This window comes from Vibrio sp. L3-7, from assembly GCF_963898195.1.
Classification (GTDB): domain Bacteria; phylum Pseudomonadota; class Gammaproteobacteria; order Enterobacterales; family Vibrionaceae; genus Vibrio; species Vibrio echinoideorum.
In genome coordinates this window covers 178,873-195,917 of record NZ_CAWQUW010000045.1, presented here as the reverse complement: position 1 = coordinate 195,917, position 17,045 = coordinate 178,873, and the positions used below count along the sequence as shown (strand labels likewise).

Genomic DNA, 17,045 nt, shown 5'->3' with positions numbered 1-17,045 from the left:
TATTGAGGTGGTTTAATGAGTTTTGGCCCAATGGGGATTTCGTCTGGCATGGATATCAATTCCATGGTCAGCAAAATTGTAGATTCGGAGCGTGTACCTAAACAGCAACGAATCGACAATGAACGAACGCGAATCGACACCAGCATTAGTGCCTATGGAAGACTCAGAGAATCCCTTGATTCGATGAAAAGCCTGATGACAAATTTTCGTCAGGAAAAAGCTTTCGCTGTGCGAACAGTAGAGAGTACCGATGAAGCTCTTGTCTCTGCAACAGCGACTACCGAAGCGATCGCTGGCAAATATGCCATCGATGTGTTGCAGCTTGCCCAGAGCCATAAAGTGGCTTCTGATGTATTATCAGAGGACATGAAATTTGGCCCAGGTAAGCTGCAGGTTTCGCTTGGTGATGATAGTTTTGACATACAAGTTGGCGACAGATCGAAACTTATCGATGTTGTTCGCGGTATTAATGGTGCAGATAGCAACCCAGGCGTTCGTGCATCTATTATCAATGATGTCGAAGGCCCACGACTTATTGTTGCCTCGAACCAGTCTGGTTCAGATCAGCAGATCAGCATTAATGTAGAATCTGATGCTGCTAACCCTCTAAAAAAACTCGAATACAAAACGCTTGAAGAACGCGTTAAGGCGCTAGAGAAAGCACGCCTTGCTGCTCAAGATGTTCTTGCTCTAACCCCTGCAGGAAAAGCCGTTGAACTCATCGATGAAGCGATCGCTAACGATGACCCAAATGCGAGTGAAACACTCGATGAAGACGGCAATATTATCCCAAAAAATCAAACCGATGCTGCTTCATCCGCTGACGGAGACTCTCAAAGTCTTAGCTATGGCGAGCAAGCTGCAGCCGATGGTCAAGCTGCCCTAGACGCAGCTCAAGCCGCTAAATCAGTGATGCCTGAAGACAATATCCCGGGTTGGACTGAAACAGCGTCAGGAACTCTTTTAGATTCTTACTACACACCAGAACTCGAGCTTGATGAAAAAGCGATAGAGAAGGCTCCTGATGTTCCAGGGTGGTCAAATGCTGCCTCGGGTACTCTGACCGATTCTTACGTGACGCCGAAAGAGGCTCAACAAAAGCTTGAAGCTGAACAAGCACGTATCGAAGACAAAATTTCACAAGAAAAAGCCGATCTGGCTGAGAAAGTTCAAAAAGGCGAATTGACCGCTGAACAAGCCAAAAAAATTGAGCGTGCGAAATTGGAGCCCGAAGAGCGTGAACTTTTAGAGCAAGTCGATAAAGCGCAAGCTGACCTCGAATTGGCACAACAGTCTTTTGATACCTATAGCGGTATGGCTGAAGTTCAGGCTGGGCAAGACTCAATGGTCGTCTTGGATGGCGTTGCTCAGCTTTCGAGTAATAACAATGTGATTGAAGATGCCGTTGAAGGTATCGATATTACGGTGAAAGGAAAAACACCAAAAGATAAGCCGCCGGCAGAAATTGGTGTTGAGTACGACCGTAAAAGTGTTCGCCAAGACATTGAGACCTTTGTTAATTCCTACAATCAATTTTACCAAGTCTCTAAAAACTTGGCTGGTGTGGATCCAACGACTGGTCAAAAGGGGCCTCTTTCTGGCGATAGTACGGTACGTAACGCCGACTCGAGACTGAAAGGTGTCTTCTCGTCGAGCATTGAAGGTGCGCCAGATAACCTCAAGTCATTGACTGAATTTGGTATCACGACAACGAGACAAGGTTCGCTAGAAATTAACTACGACATGCTTGACCGTCAACTTAACAATAACTTTGATAAGTTGGGGGAGTTCTTTGGTGGCAACAACGGTTTCGCCAAAAAAGTGGAAGATGCGATTCAAGGCATCACAGGCATTACCGGCTCAATTCGTACACGAGAAAAGAGCTTAGTCGAACAGAATTATCGCTTGGCTGATGATCAAGGTGCATTGGACCGCCGAATGGACAGCCTAGAGAGCCGCACGCACTCTAAGTTTACTGCTATGCAAGATGCGACCAGTAAGATGCAATCCCAATTGGGCAGCATGATGAATGCGTTAGGTTAATAGATGAACAACCAGCTTGAAGAGCTTTGTGAACTGGATCAACTAATTATCTCTAAGCTTGAATTTGGCGAAATTAATGCTGAAGAAATAACGCAGCTTGTCGATAACAGAGAACAGTTATTGCAAAACGTGCTTCAATTCATCGACTCACATCCCGACGTTAAGCAAAGTTCTGAATGGTTTGAAGCCATTATCAGAACCAGAAAATTAGTCGAATTGATGCAGTCTGAGACGAGTCGAGTAGGTAAGACCCTACACAAATATCGTCACGGTACTAAATCAGTTCAACAATACAAAAAGTTTTTATAGAAGAGGTTTACTATGCGCGGTTCTTTACAGGCATATAAAAAGGTATCAGTGGATAGTCAGCTAACAGCTGCCTCACCCCATAAGATTGTACAAATGTTGATGGCAGGCGCTATTGAACGCTTGATTCAAGGTAAAGCGGCAATGCAAGCGGGCAACATTCCGGTGAAAGGTGAGCGCCTTGGTAAGGCTCTAGATATCATTATTAGCCTACGCAGTTGCCTTTCTATGGCCGATGGTGGTGATATTGCGAAAAACCTAGATCAACTTTATGAGTTCATGATCACGCAAATTTCTGCGGCAAATCACAAAAATGACCCACAGCCAATTGATGATGTTATCGATATTATCCGTGAAATTAAGAGCGCTTGGGACCAAATTCCGAACGAATATCACAACTTGACGTCTGATGAAGTAGGTATTTAAAGAAAAATTGCAGTTTTAACCAATCTCATATCCCTCAATTGGTTGGTTGCCTTATTTTTTTAATCAAATAAAATAGAAGCCATTAGATAGCCTAATGGCTTTTTTCGTTGCTGATTTCCTAAATTTGTCCACGTAAACATAATCATTGATGTTTTTTCTCTGTTTTATCGACTACGTCGCTCACCGTTTTTCCGCATCGCACCAAAATAAAGGCAATAATTCCTACTTATGCAAGGTTTGGCAAAACTGCTTGTCGTCGACGATAACGCTCAAGATCGTGACAATTTAAGCACAATATTAGAGTTTGTAGGAGAGAGTTGCGAAGTTATCAGCTCTGAACAAGCGCGCAAAGTAGACTGGTCACTTCAGTGGGCAGGCTGCATTATCGGCTCAATTAAAGGTAAAGGCTTCAACGCATTACTCAATGAAAAGCTTGTTCACGCCAATCACATTCCATTGCTTGTGATCGGTAAAAACAATCACCCAGTTGATGAACTCACCAACTTTGTTGGCGAACTCGAACTTCCTCTTAACTATCCTCAACTCAGTGATGCATTAAGACACTGTAAAGACTTCTTAGGCCGTAAAGGCGTTCAAGTTGTATCTTCTACACGTAAGAACACACTGTTTCGCAGCCTGGTAGGGCAAAGTGCTGGTATTCAAGAAGTACGTCATTTAATTGAACAGGTTTCTACTACGGAAGCTAACGTGCTGATTCTTGGTGAATCAGGTACAGGTAAAGAAGTTGTAGCTCGCAATATTCACTATCATTCTAAGCGTCGTACTGGGCCATTTGTACCAGTGAATTGTGGCGCTATTCCTGCAGAGTTGCTCGAAAGTGAATTGTTTGGTCACGAGAAAGGTGCATTTACTGGTGCAATTACCGCACGTAAAGGACGCTTTGAACTGGCTGAAGGTGGCACACTATTTCTTGATGAAATTGGCGATATGCCAATGGCGATGCAAGTTAAATTGCTGCGTGTTTTACAAGAACGATGCTTTGAGCGTGTAGGTGGTAACAACACCATTAAAGCGGATGTTCGAGTAGTTGCGGCAACGCACCGTAATCTTGAAGATATGATCGACGATGACTCGTTCCGTGAAGACCTTTACTATCGCTTAAACGTATTCCCAATTGAAATGCCTGCACTTCAAGATCGCAAAGAAGATATTCCTCTGTTGCTTCAAGAACTGATGACCCGAATGGAAGCGGAAGGTAGCATGCCAATCTGTTTTACGCCTCGTGCTATCAACTCTTTGATGGAGCATTATTGGCCTGGCAACGTTCGTGAATTAGCGAACTTAGTTGAACGAATGGTTATCCTTTATCCAAACAGCTTGGTTGACGTGAACCACCTTCCCACTAAATATCGATACAGTGATATTCCTGAATTCCAACCAGAGTTTAATAACTTTGCGTCTGAGGAAGATCAGGAACGTGATGCATTGGCTGACATATTTTCAGAAGATTTTAGCTTTGATCAACAAGATGATCTTGCCGATAACGCGAATGCGCCTCAAGAGTTACCGCCAGAAGGGGTTAACCTCAAAGAGCTACTCGCTGATATGGAAGTGAATATGATTAACCAAGCTTTGGAGGCGCAGGGTGGCATTGTTGCTCGTGCTGCTGATATGCTTGGAATGCGCAGAACGACTTTGGTTGAAAAAATGCGTAAGTATAATCTGCAGCGTTAGAGATCAGATTACGTTCAACAATATAAAATTATTACTCATATTTAATTAGAGTGTGCTCTGATTGAGAGAATAGAGATGGCATAGTCGAGTTGTTGCTTACTTAACTATGTGATAAATATAGCAAATAGCCTGGCTCGTGTTGTACGTGTCAGGCTGTTTTAGTATTTGAGGCAAATTTTTGACATGCAACTATCTAACGAACCCGAAAATCAATCACACCTAGATTCAGTTGAACAGCAGGTTGAGCGCTATAAGCAAGTGCTTGATGTGATGCCAGCAGGTGTCATCTTGTTAGATACTCATGGGGAAGTAAGGGAAGCGAACCCTGAAGCGCACCGAATTTTAGGTGTGGAACTGGTGGGTGAGAAGTGGTTTTCGGTTATTCAAAGTGCCTTTGACCCAAAAGACGATGATGGACATGAGATCTCACTAAAGAACGGACGTAAGGTTCGTTTGGCGATTTCAGCTTCTACCACCGGTCAACTGATACTGATTACCGACCTGACAGAAACACGTCTTCTACAGTCTCGTGTTAGTGATCTTCAGCGTTTGTCCTCGTTAGGTAGAATGGTCGCCTCATTGGCGCATCAGGTGCGTACGCCACTTTCTAGCGCGATGTTGTATGCATCAAATCTTGCCGCGCCAAACTTACCGCCGGCAACAAAAACGCGTTTTCAATCTAAGCTTATGGATAGATTGCATGACTTAGAGAAGCAAGTGAATGACATGCTGTTGTTTGCCAAAGGTGGCGACAATAAAGTGGTTAAGCCATTTACTGTGGCTGAACTGATCACTGAGTTTCACCCAATGGTGGAAGCGGCACTAAAGACCAACCAGATTGATTATTGCCAGGAAGTTGAGGGCGAAGAAACTCAAATGTTTGGTAACGCCAATGCTATTGCGTCTGCTCTGAGTAACCTGGTTTTGAACGCGGTTCAAATTGCAGGCAAAGAGTCGCAGATTGATGTCTTTTTTAGGCCCGTCAACGGCGAACTTAAGATATCAGTACAAGACAGTGGACCCGGCGTTGCGAAAGAGCTTCAAGGTAAAATTATGGAACCCTTCTTTACCACTCGCTCACAAGGTACAGGTTTAGGTTTGGCGGTTGTACAAATGGTATGTCGTGCACATGAAGGCCGACTGGAATTGATCTCAGAAGAAGGTGATGGCGCATGCTTTACTATGTGCTTGCCGCTCGAAAGAAGCGCTTCAACTGAAGACTAATACGTTTTAACTGAATTTACACTGGAGAATCCTATGGCTCAAAGCAAAGTGTTAATCGTCGAAGATGATGAAGGTCTACGCGAAGCCCTTGTCGACACTCTCGCGCTTGCTGGCTATGAATGGCTAGAAGCGGATTGTGCGGAAGATGCTCTGGTAAAATTGAAATCGAACTCCGTTGATATCGTTGTCTCTGATGTGCAGATGGCAGGTATGGGCGGCTTAGCATTGCTAAGAAACATCAAGCAGCATTGGCCTAATTTGCCTGTATTGTTGATGACAGCGTATGCCAACATTGAAGATGCCGTAGCAGCAATGAAAGAGGGTGCTATCGACTACATGGCAAAGCCCTTTGCGCCAGAAGTACTGCTAAACATGGTGAGCCGTTACGCTCCTGTTAAGTCGGATGACAATGGTGATGCCATCGTTGCCGATGAAAAAAGTATCAAGCTAATGATGCTGGCTGATAAAGTCGCAAAAACGGATGCTAACGTAATGATCTTAGGGCCGAGCGGTTCCGGTAAAGAAGTTATGTCTCGTTACATTCATAACGCCTCAAGCCGTAAAGATGGTCCATTTGTCGCGATTAACTGCGCTGCGATCCCAGATAATATGTTGGAAGCGACACTCTTTGGGTATGAAAAAGGTGCCTTTACTGGCGCTATTCAGGCTTGTCCAGGTAAGTTTGAACAAGCACAAGGCGGCACTATTTTACTGGACGAGATCAGTGAGATGGAGCTTAGCCTTCAAGCTAAGTTACTGCGTGTGTTGCAAGAGCGTGAGGTTGAGCGTTTGGGGAGCCGTAAGAGCATCAAGCTAGACGTTCGTGTGTTGGCGACCAGTAATCGTGACTTAAAACAGTATGTATCTGAAGGGAACTTCCGTGAAGATTTATACTATCGACTGAATGTTTTCCCAATATCTTGGCCGCCACTTTGTGAGCGTAAAGGCGATATTGAGCCTCTAGCTAAGCATTTGGTTGAGCGTAATTGCACCAAACTTGGTATGCCCGTACCCGTGATGTCAGCGCAAGCCATCAGTAAACTCGTCAATTATCCGTGGCCGGGTAATGTTCGTGAGTTAGATAATGTCATTCAACGAGCGTTGATCTTGAGCGAACAAGATCATATTTCTGGTGAGCATATCCTTCTTGAAGGTGTTGATTGGCAAGATGCAAGTGGGCTACAACAAATTGTCGAAGGCAATGACGTTGCATCGCCAGAAATTAAGCCTATTGCTGAATCTAATCCGATCAACAAAGTCGTTGCCAGCAGTGAAGGGCTTGGTAATGAACTTAGAGATCAAGAGTATGCAATTATTCTTGAAACATTGATTGCTTGCAGTGGCCGACGTAAAGATATGGCTGAAAAACTGGGCATTAGTCCACGCACATTACGTTATAAGTTAGCAAAAATGCGCGATGCTGGAATAGATATCCCAAACTGAGGATAGATTAGTAGTGCCAGGTTTCTGACTGTTGTAGTACGATGTCTAGTCAAAATAATGTGTGGCACGCTAATTGCTCAGTCAATAATACAGCGAAATAGATAGTCATAATTTTGACTCCTGAGGTAGTAGATGAGAATAGATGGTTTACAAGGCGAAATGCAGGCAATGATGGTTGAAGCTGCTAGCGCGCGTCCTACTGGAACAGGGCAAGCGGTTGGTGCAGACTTTGGCAACATGCTTACGCAAGCCATCAATAATGTGAACTCATTACAAAAGACCTCAGGCAGTCTTCAAGCTCGTTTTGATAGCGGTGACCAAAGCGTGTCACTGTCTGATGTGATGATTGCTCGTAATAAATCTAGTGTGGCTTTTGAAGCGACGATCCAAATTAGAAATAAATTGGTCGAATCGTACAAAGAGCTGATGAATATGCCGGTATAAGTTAGGTAATTGAATAGTGGCAGATAATAGTCAAACAACAGATTTAACCGTAAGCGATAGCAACGACCACGCTCTCATGGCGGGTTCTGATCTTGACGGAACAGGGCAAAATCCCGATTTAGGTGAACGCAGCTCATCGAAGTTCGATATGGCTGTGGGCGATCTCGATTTACTTCGTCAGGTCGTCTTGGTCCTTTCCATCTCTATTTGCGTAGCGCTAATTGTGATGCTTTTTTTCTGGGTAAAAGAACCAGAAATGCGTCCATTAGGTGCTTACGAAACAGAAGAGTTGATCCCCGTTCTTGATTACTTAGATCTGCAAAAAATTGAGTATTCTCTTGAAGGCAACACTATCTCGGTACCTGCGAGTGAGTACAACTCTCTGAAGCTTAATATGGTACGAGCGGGGTTGAATCAAGAGCGAAATGCTGGCGATGACATACTCATGCAAGACATGGGCTTTGGTGTGTCACAACGTTTAGAGCAGGAACGCCTTAAATTAAGTCGTGAGAGACAGCTTGCGAAAGCCATCGAGCAGATGAAACAGGTGCGTAAAGCTCAGGTTTTATTAGCATTGCCAAAGCAAAGTGTATTCGTACGTCACAATCAAGAAGCCTCAGCTTCTGTATTTCTAACAGTCAAAACCGGAGCTAACCTAAAGCAGCAAGAAGTGGATTCTGTTGTGGATATGGTGGCGAGTGCGGTTCCGGGAATGAAAACCTCACGTATCACGGTGACCGATCAGCATGGTCGACTTTTGAACTCAGGCTCTCAAGACCCGATGTCAACAGCGCGCCGCAAAGAACATGAATTAGAGCGCAACCAAGAACAAGCGCTACGTGAGAAAATTGATTCTATCTTAATTCCTATCCTTGGATTTGGTAACTACACCGCTCAAGTTGATATTCAGCTCGACTTTAGTGCGGTAGAGCAAACCAGAAAACGTTTCGACCCGAATACGCCTGCGACCCGAAGTGAATACACTTTAGAAGATTACAACAACGGCAATACTGTGGCTGGCATTCCTGGTGCTTTGAGTAATCAGCCTCCTGCAGATGCTTCTATCCCTCAAGATGTTGCCCAGATGAAAGATGGCGCAATGACGGGACAAGGTTCGGTTCACAAAGAAGCGACTCGAAACTTTGAGCTAGATACAACCATTAGCCACGAACGTAAACAGAGCGGCACAGTTAACCGTCAGACGGTATCGGTAGCGATTAAAGACCGTCAATCATTGAACCCAGACACGGGCGAAGTGGTTCACACGCCAATCCCAGTTAGCGAAATCAATGCCATTCGTCAGGTTTTGATTGGCACTGTGGGTTTTGACGAAAATCGTGGTGATTTGTTAAACGTATTGAGCATGCAGTTTGCGCCTCAGGTGACTGATATCGTAGCTGATGTGCCTATTTGGGAGCATCCAAACTTTAATGATTGGATTCGTTGGTTTGCGAGTGCGTTGGTTATTATTGTGGTGGTATTGGTACTTGTACGCCCTGCAATGAAGAAACTGCTTAACCCTGCAGCCGACAACGATGATCAAATGTACGGCCCTGATGGCATGCCGATTGGTGCCGACGGTGAAACGAGCCTAATTGGTGGCGATATTGAAGGTGGTGAGCTGTTTGAATTTGGTTCAAGCATTGACTTACCAAACCTTCATAAAGACGAGGACGTGCTGAAAGCAGTACGTGCACTTGTAGCGAATGAACCAGAGCTCGCAGCTCAAGTAGTTAAGAATTGGATGGTAGATGGCTAACGAAATAGTTCCACAACAAACTGAAGGCGGTGAAGTGCTTGATGTCTCTAGCGTCGATATCGGTTCTATCTCAGGAGATGAGCGCGCTGCAATTTTATTGCTAAGCTTAAACGAAGAAGATGCGGCTGGTATTATTCGTCACCTAGAGCCAAAGCAGGTTCAACGTGTCGGTAGTGCGATGGCACGTGCAACCGACTTATCCCAAGAAAAAGTAGGTGCGGTTCACCGTGCTTTTTTAGATGATATTCAGAAGTACACTAACATTGGCATGGGCAGCGAAGACTTTATGCGTAACGCACTAGTTGCTGCTCTGGGTGAAGACAAGGCGAATAACCTTGTTGACCAGATCCTTCTAGGGACCGGTTCTAAAGGCTTGGATTCGCTTAAGTGGATGGATCCTCGTCAGGTGGCAAGTATCATCATAAACGAGCACCCTCAGATACAAACCATTGTATTGTCGTATCTCGATGCTGATCAATCGGCCGAGATTCTGTCTCAATTCCCAGAACGTGTTCGTCTGGATCTGATGATGCGTATTGCTAACCTTGAAGAAGTTCAACCTTCGGCGCTTGCTGAACTGAACGAAATCATGGAGAAACAGTTTGCGGGTCAAGCTGGTGCTCAAGCGGCCAAAATTGGTGGCCTGAAAGCCGCGGCTGAGATCATGAACTACATGGATAACAACGTCGAAGGCGTCTTGATAGATCAAATTCGAGACCAAGACGAAGACATGGCAACACAGATTCAAGATCTTATGTTTGTCTTTGAAAACCTTATCGAAGTTGATGACCAAGGTGTTCAGAGATTGCTGCGTGATGTACCGCAAGACATTCTACAGAAAGCGCTTAAAGGTGCTGATGAAGGTCTGCGTGAGAAGATCTTCAAGAACATGTCTAAACGTGCTGCCGATATGATGAGAGACGATATTGAGGCGATGCCGCCTGTGAAAGTCTCCGAGGTGGAAGCGGCTCAGAAAGAGATTCTGGGTATCGCGAGGAAAATGGCTGACAGCGGCGAGATTATGCTGTCTGGTGGCGCCGACGAGTTCCTTTAATACAGAAATCTCAAAAGCCCCACAATGTTGGGGCTTTTCTTTATCCAATCTCGAACTACAGATTAATTAAGTTTAACTGCTTGAATTTACAACGCAGTTTGACTCATTCATAGATAGGTACTGATATGTCAGGTGATAGAAAACGCGGCTTCCTTCGTCCCGAAGAAGATAATTCGGTAGCCCAACCTCAGAAGTGGGGGCTGCCTGACTACACCTCTGACGTGAACAAACAAGCCAAAGAAACCGCCTTCAATTATGACCCTGGTTGGATGCCGACTGTTGAAGAAGCCATCGAAGATGAAGAGCTTGTTCTGACTGAAGAACAAATTGAATTGATCAAGCAAGGTGCTTACCAAGAAGGGCTTCATCAAGGACAAGAAGCTGGTTTTAAGCAAGGTTACGAAAAAGGCAAAGAAGAAGGCTTTGCTGCAGGCCATAGTGAAGGTAATGATGCCGGTAAGCTTGAAGGTGTAACGGCTGGTCAGGAATACATTCAACAACAAGTTGCTATCTTTATGGGGCTAGCGAACCAATTTGCACAACCGTTGGAGCTAATGAATGCTCAGGTTGAGAAGCAACTGGTGGACATGGTGCTTACCATGGTCAAAGAAGTGGTTCACGTTGAAGTACACACCAACCCACAAATCATATTAGATACCGTGAAAGAATCGGTAGAATCACTGCCAATCTCTGGTCACGCGATCACATTGAAGCTTAATCCTGAAGATGTTGCCATTATTCGCTCTGCATATGGTGAAACGGAATTGGATTGCCGCAACTGGACTCTAGTGGCGGAGCCTGCACTCAACCGTGGTGATGTACAAATCGAAGCGGGTGAGTCGAGTGTTAACTACCGCATGGAAGAGCGTGTGAAGAACGTGATTCAAAGCTTCTGTGGTGTAAACCGCCATCAAGGGCATGAGTAATGCTTGAGCTAGCGAATCGTCTGAGTCAATACAAAGTCGAAGGTCTGAAATCGCGACCGATTGCATCCGGAAAATTGGTACGTGTTGTTGGCCTAACGCTTGAAGCGACCGGCTGTAAGGCGCCGATCGGCAGCTTGTGTTTAGTCGAAACCATGTCTGGTCAGATGGAAGCTGAAGTGGTTGGTTTCTCAGGTGACAACCTATTTTTGATGCCGAGTGAGCAAATTACGGGAATCTTACCAGGTGCCCGTGTTACACCGGTGACCTCAGAGAGCGGCATTCCTGTTGGGATGGAGTTGCTTGGTCGTGTTATTGACGGTGTGGGTAACCCACTTGATGGGCTAGGTCCAATCTATACCGAACAACGCGCTTCATTTAATGCAGAGCCAATTAATCCTCTGGCTCGTAAACCCATTTCTGAGCCGCTTGATGTTGGTTTGAAAGCCATCAACGGTTTGCTTACCGTTGGTAAAGGACAACGTATCGGTCTGTTTGCTGGTTCCGGTGTGGGTAAGTCGGTCACGCTTGGCATGATGACTCGAGGCACAACCGCGCAAGTGGTAGTCGTGGGGCTCATTGGCGAACGTGGACGAGAAGTGAAAGAATTTATTGAAGAGATTCTTGGCGAAGATGGACGTAAACGATCTGTGGTGGTCGCTGCTCCTGCGGATTCATCGCCGCTGATGCGATTGAAAGGTTGCCAAACTGCGCTGGCTGTCGCTGAGTACTTCCGCGACCAAGGTTTAGATGTTCTTTTATTAATGGATTCATTGACCCGTTTTGCTCAGGCTCAGCGTGAAATTGCTCTGTCTGTCGGTGAGCCGCCAGCGACCAAAGGTTATCCGCCATCAGTATTCGCCAAGCTTCCCGCGCTCGTCGAACGTGCGGGTAACGGCAACGATGAACAAGGTTCCATCACGGCTTTCTTTACCGTTTTAACTGAAGGTGATGACTTACAAGACCCGATTGCTGATGCATCGCGAGCGATTCTTGATGGCCACATTGTGTTGTCGCGAGAGATGGCTGATGCGGGTCATTATCCTGCGATTGATGTTGAGAAATCCGTCAGTCGTGTTATGCCGCAAATCACCACCGAAGAACATGTATTGATGTCGAAAGCGGTGCGCCAAGTACTGTCTATTTGTCGTAAAAACCAAGATTTGGTTTCGATAGGCGCCTACAAACCGGGGACTGATCCTGCAATTGACAGTGCTTTCACCTTGAAACCGAGGTTGGATGAGTACTTACAGCAAAAAATGAAAGAAACAGTTCCCTATGACATGTGTGTCAACATGTTGAAACATGTATTGGGTGGCTAACGAGTGAATAAGGTTAGTCATGGATAACGCATTAGAGTTTTTGCTCGATCAATCTAAGGATCAAGAGAACCAAGCCGTACTCGCGCTCAACAAAGCGAATTCGGAACTTCAAGGTTACTATGAGCAGGTCGCTCAAATTGAAAAGTATCGACTTGATTACTGTCAGCAGCTTATCGACCGCGGAAAGGCTGGACTAACGGCGAGCCAGTATGGTCACTTGAACCGTTTCCTAACTCAACTAGACGAAACATTATCTAAACAGAGAGAAGCGGAGCACCATTTTAAAAACCAAGTCGACAACTGCCAAAACTACTGGATGGAGCTACGTAAAAAGCGTAAATCTTATGAGTGGTTGATGGAGAAAAAACAGAAAGAGAAGGCAAAACTGCAAGACCAAAGAGAACAGAAGCAAATGGATGAGTTCTCGACGCTGATGTATGGCCGAAAGAAGATGTGATCCTAAGCCCTAAATGACGCAGGTGTTGCCGTTCCGATTGTGAGAACAGAACTAATAGGCATGTTTCTTGCTCCGTTTTATATAAAATTGCGCATTATGCCCAGTAAAGGCATGAAAAGCATCCGACTTTCTTTTTGTTGTCCGATTTATGACAGCAAAGCTAGTAGATAGAGCTTGTATATATGAATGTTAGTCTTTCCTCAAATTCAGCGACCAACAAAACGTCATCCTTGTTGGACACTGGCTCTGCCTCTTCAAAGGTAGAAGATACCGGCGATTCAAAAGGTTTTTTTGAGTCGTTTAAAGAAGCGCTAGGCTTTGAAGAAAGTGACAGCAAAGCAACAGTTAAAGACGCTGAAAACGGCTCAAAATCTGATGATAAAAAAATCTCGGCGTCGAGTGATGAAAGCGAATCAGTTAAGTCGAGCTCTGCTGAGGGAGAAGCTTCTCCGGAACTGAGTAAAGGCGATGCTAGTGAATCTGAGAGCGCAGGCGCAACGAGTGAAGGTCAAACTAAGCAAGCTTCTACAAAAGCTGATGCTGAAAAGGCGACCACCGAAAAAATAGGTGCTGAACAAACGTCTGAATTAGCTTCAAAGTCGAAAGAGAAAGCCTCGTCGACTTCGACCAGTGACAATACCTTGGTAGAGAAGGCACTGCCTAAAGGGGAGCAATCTCAACAAGTTTCGACTGATAACGACTCAACCACTCAGATTACAGAGTCCAAGGCTCAGGCATCGCAAGCCAGCGTCGCGATGAATGAAGGCAATAAACTGCTTGGTCAGTTGGATGAGGCAAACAAAACACTGAATCAGCCTGCGAACGGCAAAGGCTTGCCTCAACAAGCCACCCAACAAACTAGTCCACAAGTGAATGCAGGTGAAGCCCAAGGCAATATCGCTGGCGACTCAGTTGCAGGAGCAATGGGTCTGACGACAGAACAAGCCAATTTAACCAACACAAAAAGTGGACTTGAAGTCGATTCTGAGATCGCCGTGCTTACCGGTGGTAAAGGTGTTTCTCAGTTGACTGATGATGAAATTCGACAACTCATGGACAAAGGTGTTACCCCTGAGCAGATCGAAGCAAGCATGAGCCGAGAGCTTAGCCAAAAAAATGCGGCAGCTGCTAGCGATCAAAGTGAAGCGCTTTCATCCGCTGACATCGAGCTTGCAAAACAAGTTGATGCCCATACCAAAGTGCTAAATCAATTGAATTCAGAAATCGAATCAGAACAGTCTGTTGTCGATGGTTTGCTTCAAAAGCAACAAAGTGGCGCTAAGTTGACGGTTGACGAGCAAGCTGCCTTAGCTAAATCCACACGTAACTTAGAAGTGTTGAATCAACAGCTGACTAATGTTCAACAACAAGCATCGGCGTTATTGAGCCAAAATTCGAATGCTGAATCAGCAGCTATCGATTGGGATAACTCTGACTCAAGTGAAGCCAAAGCTCTAGGTGCGGTAGCATCGACAGCGGCACTTGCTACCGCAGCCCAACAAGCATCTGCTCAGGCTTCATCTCAAGCTGCAACCAATGCAGTTACAGATAAAGCGGCAATGTTGCACGCTAATAATGCACATGCTTCTCAACAGGCTGCAGCTCAACAGTTGGCTGCTCAGCAGGGCAATGCCGCTTCTGCACAACATGCAGCCTTGGACCCGAGTTTAACGGCGCAAAGCCTGACAGTGAATGCACCTGTAGCCGCGACTAAGGCGGGTTCAACGGATATGTTGCTCAAAGCTGGCGCTGGCGCGGCGGCACTCTCTGGCCTGGGTAAGGCTGGTGCTAAAGATGATTCCAAAGACTCGACGTTTGCTCAGCAAATTGCTTCTGCAGCGGGTGTTCAGGGAACAGCGACCGTAGGTTCGGCTCCAACACGAGCTGAAATTCAAGCGGCCCAACAGGCACCTCTTCAGCTAACTAAAGAGTTGGCAAACGAACAGGTGGCAGAAAAAATACAAATGATGATGTCTAAGAACCTTAAGAACTTGGACATCCGCCTTGATCCGCCAGAGTTGGGTCAAATGAAAATTCGAATGACCATGAATAATGACGTGGCGAATGTTCACTTCACGGTGAGCAACCAACAGGCGAGAGATGTGATTGAGCAAACCTTACCTCGTTTGAGAGAGATGCTTGCTCAACAAGGGATGCAGCTTGCTGATTCGTCCGTTCAACAACAGAATACGGGTCAAGGGCAAGATAGATACAACAATGGTGAGCAACAATCAGGCTCTAACCGCGCAAATGATGGTCAAGGTGATGAAAACCTTGATAGCGGCAGCAATCTTGAATTGAATGTCGCATCAAAGCGTGATGGAATTAGTTATTATGCCTAATATCAGGCCATAACAGCTCGTTAGTGGAAATAACAGGAAGTTAGAGAACAGTATGTCTGCAGAACAAGATCCAACTAAAAAGAAAAGTAAGCTTCTTATTATCATTATTGCCGTAGTCGTTTTACTGCTTGGAGTGGGTGCCGCACTGTTCTTTTTTCTAGGTTCAGATGACGGAGCTTCTGAGTCTCAATCTCAACCCGCTAGCGCGATGGTCGCTGTAGAACCTGTCATGTATGTTAATATTCCTCAGCCTTTTTTGTTCAATGTGACGGGTGATAAAAAAGACCGTCTAGTTCAGATAAAAGCACAATTAATGGTACGCGGCAGCAAGAATGAAGATCTTGCTCGTTACCACTCTCCATTAGTAGAAAGCACGCTATTGGCAACATTCGCGTCTGCAACGGTTGATCAATTGCGCTCACCAACAGGGCGAGTGGAACTACGCAATAAGGCGACTGAAGATATTAAAGCAAGCCTGGCTCAAGCAGTTGGCCAGCCTGTGATTGAAAAAGTGTTATTCACTGACTTCGTAATTCAATAGGTAATTTGTGACCGATTTATTAAGCCAAGACGAAATTGATGCGCTCTTACATGGCGTAGACGATGTTGAAGACGTTGAAGATGTCTTAGAAACCGAAAATGACAATGCGATCAATTTCGATTTCTCATCTCAAGATCGAATCGTCCGTGGTCGAATGCCGACCCTTGAACTTATTAACGAACGTTTTGCGCGTCATATGCGTATCAGTTTGTTTAATATGTTGCGTAAAACGGCTGAAGTGTCGATCAACGGCGTACAAATGATGAAGTTTGGTGAGTACCAGAACACATTGTATGTACCCACTAGTTTAAACATGGTTCGTTTCCGTCCGTTAAAAGGTACGGCGCTGATCACCATGGAAGCACGTCTTGTTTTTATTCTTGTAGAGAATTTTTTTGGTGGCGATGGCCGTTTTCACGCCAAGATTGAAGGTCGCGAATTCACGCCGACTGAAAGACGAATTATTCAGTTATTGCTGAAAATTGTGTTTGAAGATTACAAAGAAGCTTGGTCACCAGTAATGGGAGTTGAGTTTGAATACTTGGATTCTGAAGTGAACCCAAGCATGGCGAACATTGTGAGCCCAACAGAAGTGATTGTTGTGAGTTCATTTCACATTGAAGTGGATGGCGGTGGTGGTGACTTCCACGTCGTTATGCCTTATTCCATGGTAGAACCGATTCGTGAATTGTTGGATGCCGGTGTTCAGTCTGACAAAATGGAAACTGATGTTCGTTGGAGCTCAGCACTTCGTGATGAAATCATGGATGTGCCAGTCAACTTTCGCGTGAACTTGCTTGAACAAGATATTTCCCTGCGTGATCTTATGGAGTTGCGCCCAGGTGATGTTATTCCAATGAACATGCCTGAGCACGCGACCATGTTTGTAGAGGAATTGCCTACATATCGCGTAAAAATGGGACGTTCAGGCGAGAAGCTCGCCGTACAGATTTCTGAAAAGATTCAAAGACCGCATGTGGTTAAAACTGATCTCGCATTTCTAGGCAAAGACTTAATGTCTGAGCTAGAAAATAGCGACGATAACGAATAGCAAAATAGATAAAAG

General features: G+C 45.2%; 15 protein-coding genes. All 15 read left to right on the top strand.

The genetic code is table 11. The features are described 5' to 3' along the window. The first annotated feature begins 15 nt into the window (after positions 1 to 15). The 15 genes from fliD to fliM all read left to right on the top strand — a co-directional run bounded on the left by fliD (position 16) and on the right by fliM (position 17,030). Positions 16 to 2,043: a flagellar filament capping protein FliD gene (fliD, locus tag AACW75_RS20970; RefSeq protein ID WP_145570316.1), complete on the top strand. Its 2,028-nt coding sequence runs from the start codon at positions 16 to 18 to the stop codon at positions 2,041 to 2,043. A 3-nt stretch (positions 2,044 to 2,046) separates the two neighbouring features. Beyond that, positions 2,047 to 2,352 (top strand): flagellar protein FliT, encoded by a 306-nt coding sequence (locus tag AACW75_RS20965; RefSeq protein WP_145570318.1) that lies wholly within the window; start codon positions 2,047 to 2,049, stop codon positions 2,350 to 2,352. Positions 2,353 to 2,364: 12 nt separating this feature from the next. After that, the gene (fliS, locus tag AACW75_RS20960; RefSeq protein ID WP_017073210.1) at positions 2,365 to 2,775 is read left to right on the top strand and encodes a flagellar export chaperone FliS; all 411 of its coding nucleotides are present in this window, start codon (positions 2,365 to 2,367) and stop codon (positions 2,773 to 2,775) included. 228 nt (positions 2,776 to 3,003) lie between these two features. Further along, the gene (locus tag AACW75_RS20955) at positions 3,004 to 4,470 is read left to right on the top strand and encodes a sigma-54 dependent transcriptional regulator (RefSeq protein WP_145570320.1); all 1,467 of its coding nucleotides are present in this window, start codon (positions 3,004 to 3,006) and stop codon (positions 4,468 to 4,470) included. A gap of 183 nt (positions 4,471 to 4,653) precedes the next feature. Next, on the top strand, positions 4,654 to 5,694 hold the full coding sequence (locus tag AACW75_RS20950) for a sensor histidine kinase (RefSeq protein ID WP_017073208.1): 1,041 nt from the start codon (positions 4,654 to 4,656) through the stop codon (positions 5,692 to 5,694). Positions 5,695 to 5,727: 33 nt separating this feature from the next. After that, entirely contained in the window at positions 5,728 to 7,137 is a 1,410-nt protein-coding gene (locus AACW75_RS20945) for a sigma-54-dependent transcriptional regulator (RefSeq protein ID WP_017073207.1), read from the top strand. 132 nt (positions 7,138 to 7,269) lie between these two features. After that, on the top strand, positions 7,270 to 7,581 hold the full coding sequence (gene fliE / locus AACW75_RS20940) for a flagellar hook-basal body complex protein FliE (RefSeq protein ID WP_017073206.1): 312 nt from the start codon (positions 7,270 to 7,272) through the stop codon (positions 7,579 to 7,581). Positions 7,582 to 7,597: 16 nt separating this feature from the next. Further along, positions 7,598 to 9,340 carry a flagellar basal-body MS-ring/collar protein FliF gene (gene fliF, locus AACW75_RS20935; RefSeq protein ID WP_017073205.1) on the top strand — a complete coding sequence of 581 codons (1,743 nt, stop codon included), beginning with the start codon at positions 7,598 to 7,600 and terminating at the stop codon, positions 9,338 to 9,340. After that, entirely contained in the window at positions 9,333 to 10,394 is a 1,062-nt protein-coding gene (gene fliG, locus AACW75_RS20930; protein ID WP_145570322.1) for a flagellar motor switch protein FliG, read from the top strand. The genes fliF and fliG overlap by 8 nt, the downstream gene beginning before the upstream one ends. Positions 10,395 to 10,519: 125 nt before the next feature. Beyond that, positions 10,520 to 11,320, top strand: coding sequence for a flagellar assembly protein FliH (gene fliH / locus AACW75_RS20925; protein WP_102553596.1), 801 nt, complete (start codon positions 10,520 to 10,522; stop codon positions 11,318 to 11,320). After that, positions 11,320 to 12,639: a flagellar protein export ATPase FliI gene (gene fliI, locus AACW75_RS20920; protein WP_017073202.1), complete on the top strand. Its 1,320-nt coding sequence runs from the start codon at positions 11,320 to 11,322 to the stop codon at positions 12,637 to 12,639. Before fliH ends, fliI begins: the two co-directional genes overlap by 1 nt. 19 nt (positions 12,640 to 12,658) lie before the next feature. Further along, on the top strand, positions 12,659 to 13,096 hold the full coding sequence (fliJ, locus tag AACW75_RS20915) for a flagellar export protein FliJ (protein ID WP_017073201.1): 438 nt from the start codon (positions 12,659 to 12,661) through the stop codon (positions 13,094 to 13,096). A 182-nt stretch (positions 13,097 to 13,278) separates the two neighbouring features. Then, positions 13,279 to 15,438 carry a flagellar hook-length control protein FliK gene (locus tag AACW75_RS20910; RefSeq protein ID WP_145570324.1) on the top strand — a complete coding sequence of 720 codons (2,160 nt, stop codon included), beginning with the start codon at positions 13,279 to 13,281 and terminating at the stop codon, positions 15,436 to 15,438. A gap of 52 nt (positions 15,439 to 15,490) precedes the next feature. Continuing rightward, entirely contained in the window at positions 15,491 to 15,979 is a 489-nt protein-coding gene (gene fliL / locus AACW75_RS20905; RefSeq protein ID WP_145570326.1) for a flagellar basal body-associated protein FliL, read from the top strand. A 7-nt stretch (positions 15,980 to 15,986) separates the two neighbouring features. Further along, on the top strand, positions 15,987 to 17,030 hold the full coding sequence (gene fliM, locus AACW75_RS20900; protein ID WP_010439360.1) for a flagellar motor switch protein FliM: 1,044 nt from the start codon (positions 15,987 to 15,989) through the stop codon (positions 17,028 to 17,030). Positions 17,031 to 17,045: the final 15 nt, after the last annotated feature.

Bases quoted from the DNA above. Each gene is read 5' to 3' on its own strand.
- AACW75_RS20955 (WP_145570320.1), top strand. From the start codon at position 3,004: ATGCAAGGTTTGGCAAAACTGCTTGTCGTCGACGATAACGCTCAAGAT.
- AACW75_RS20965 (WP_145570318.1), top strand. From the start codon at position 2,047: ATGAACAACCAGCTTGAAGAGCTTTGTGAACTGGATCAACTAATTATC.
- fliJ (WP_017073201.1), top strand. From the start codon at position 12,659: ATGGATAACGCATTAGAGTTTTTGCTCGATCAATCTAAGGATCAAGAG.
- fliE (WP_017073206.1), top strand. From the start codon at position 7,270: ATGAGAATAGATGGTTTACAAGGCGAAATGCAGGCAATGATGGTTGAA.
- fliL (WP_145570326.1), top strand. From the start codon at position 15,491: ATGTCTGCAGAACAAGATCCAACTAAAAAGAAAAGTAAGCTTCTTATT.
- fliI (WP_017073202.1), top strand. From the start codon at position 11,320: ATGCTTGAGCTAGCGAATCGTCTGAGTCAATACAAAGTCGAAGGTCTG.
- AACW75_RS20950 (WP_017073208.1), top strand. From the start codon at position 4,654: ATGCAACTATCTAACGAACCCGAAAATCAATCACACCTAGATTCAGTT.
- AACW75_RS20945 (WP_017073207.1), top strand. From the start codon at position 5,728: ATGGCTCAAAGCAAAGTGTTAATCGTCGAAGATGATGAAGGTCTACGC.
- fliS (WP_017073210.1), top strand. From the start codon at position 2,365: ATGCGCGGTTCTTTACAGGCATATAAAAAGGTATCAGTGGATAGTCAG.
- fliH (WP_102553596.1), top strand. From the start codon at position 10,520: ATGTCAGGTGATAGAAAACGCGGCTTCCTTCGTCCCGAAGAAGATAAT.
- fliG (WP_145570322.1), top strand. From the start codon at position 9,333: ATGGCTAACGAAATAGTTCCACAACAAACTGAAGGCGGTGAAGTGCTT.
- AACW75_RS20910 (WP_145570324.1), top strand. From the start codon at position 13,279: ATGAATGTTAGTCTTTCCTCAAATTCAGCGACCAACAAAACGTCATCC.
- fliD (WP_145570316.1), top strand. From the start codon at position 16: ATGAGTTTTGGCCCAATGGGGATTTCGTCTGGCATGGATATCAATTCC.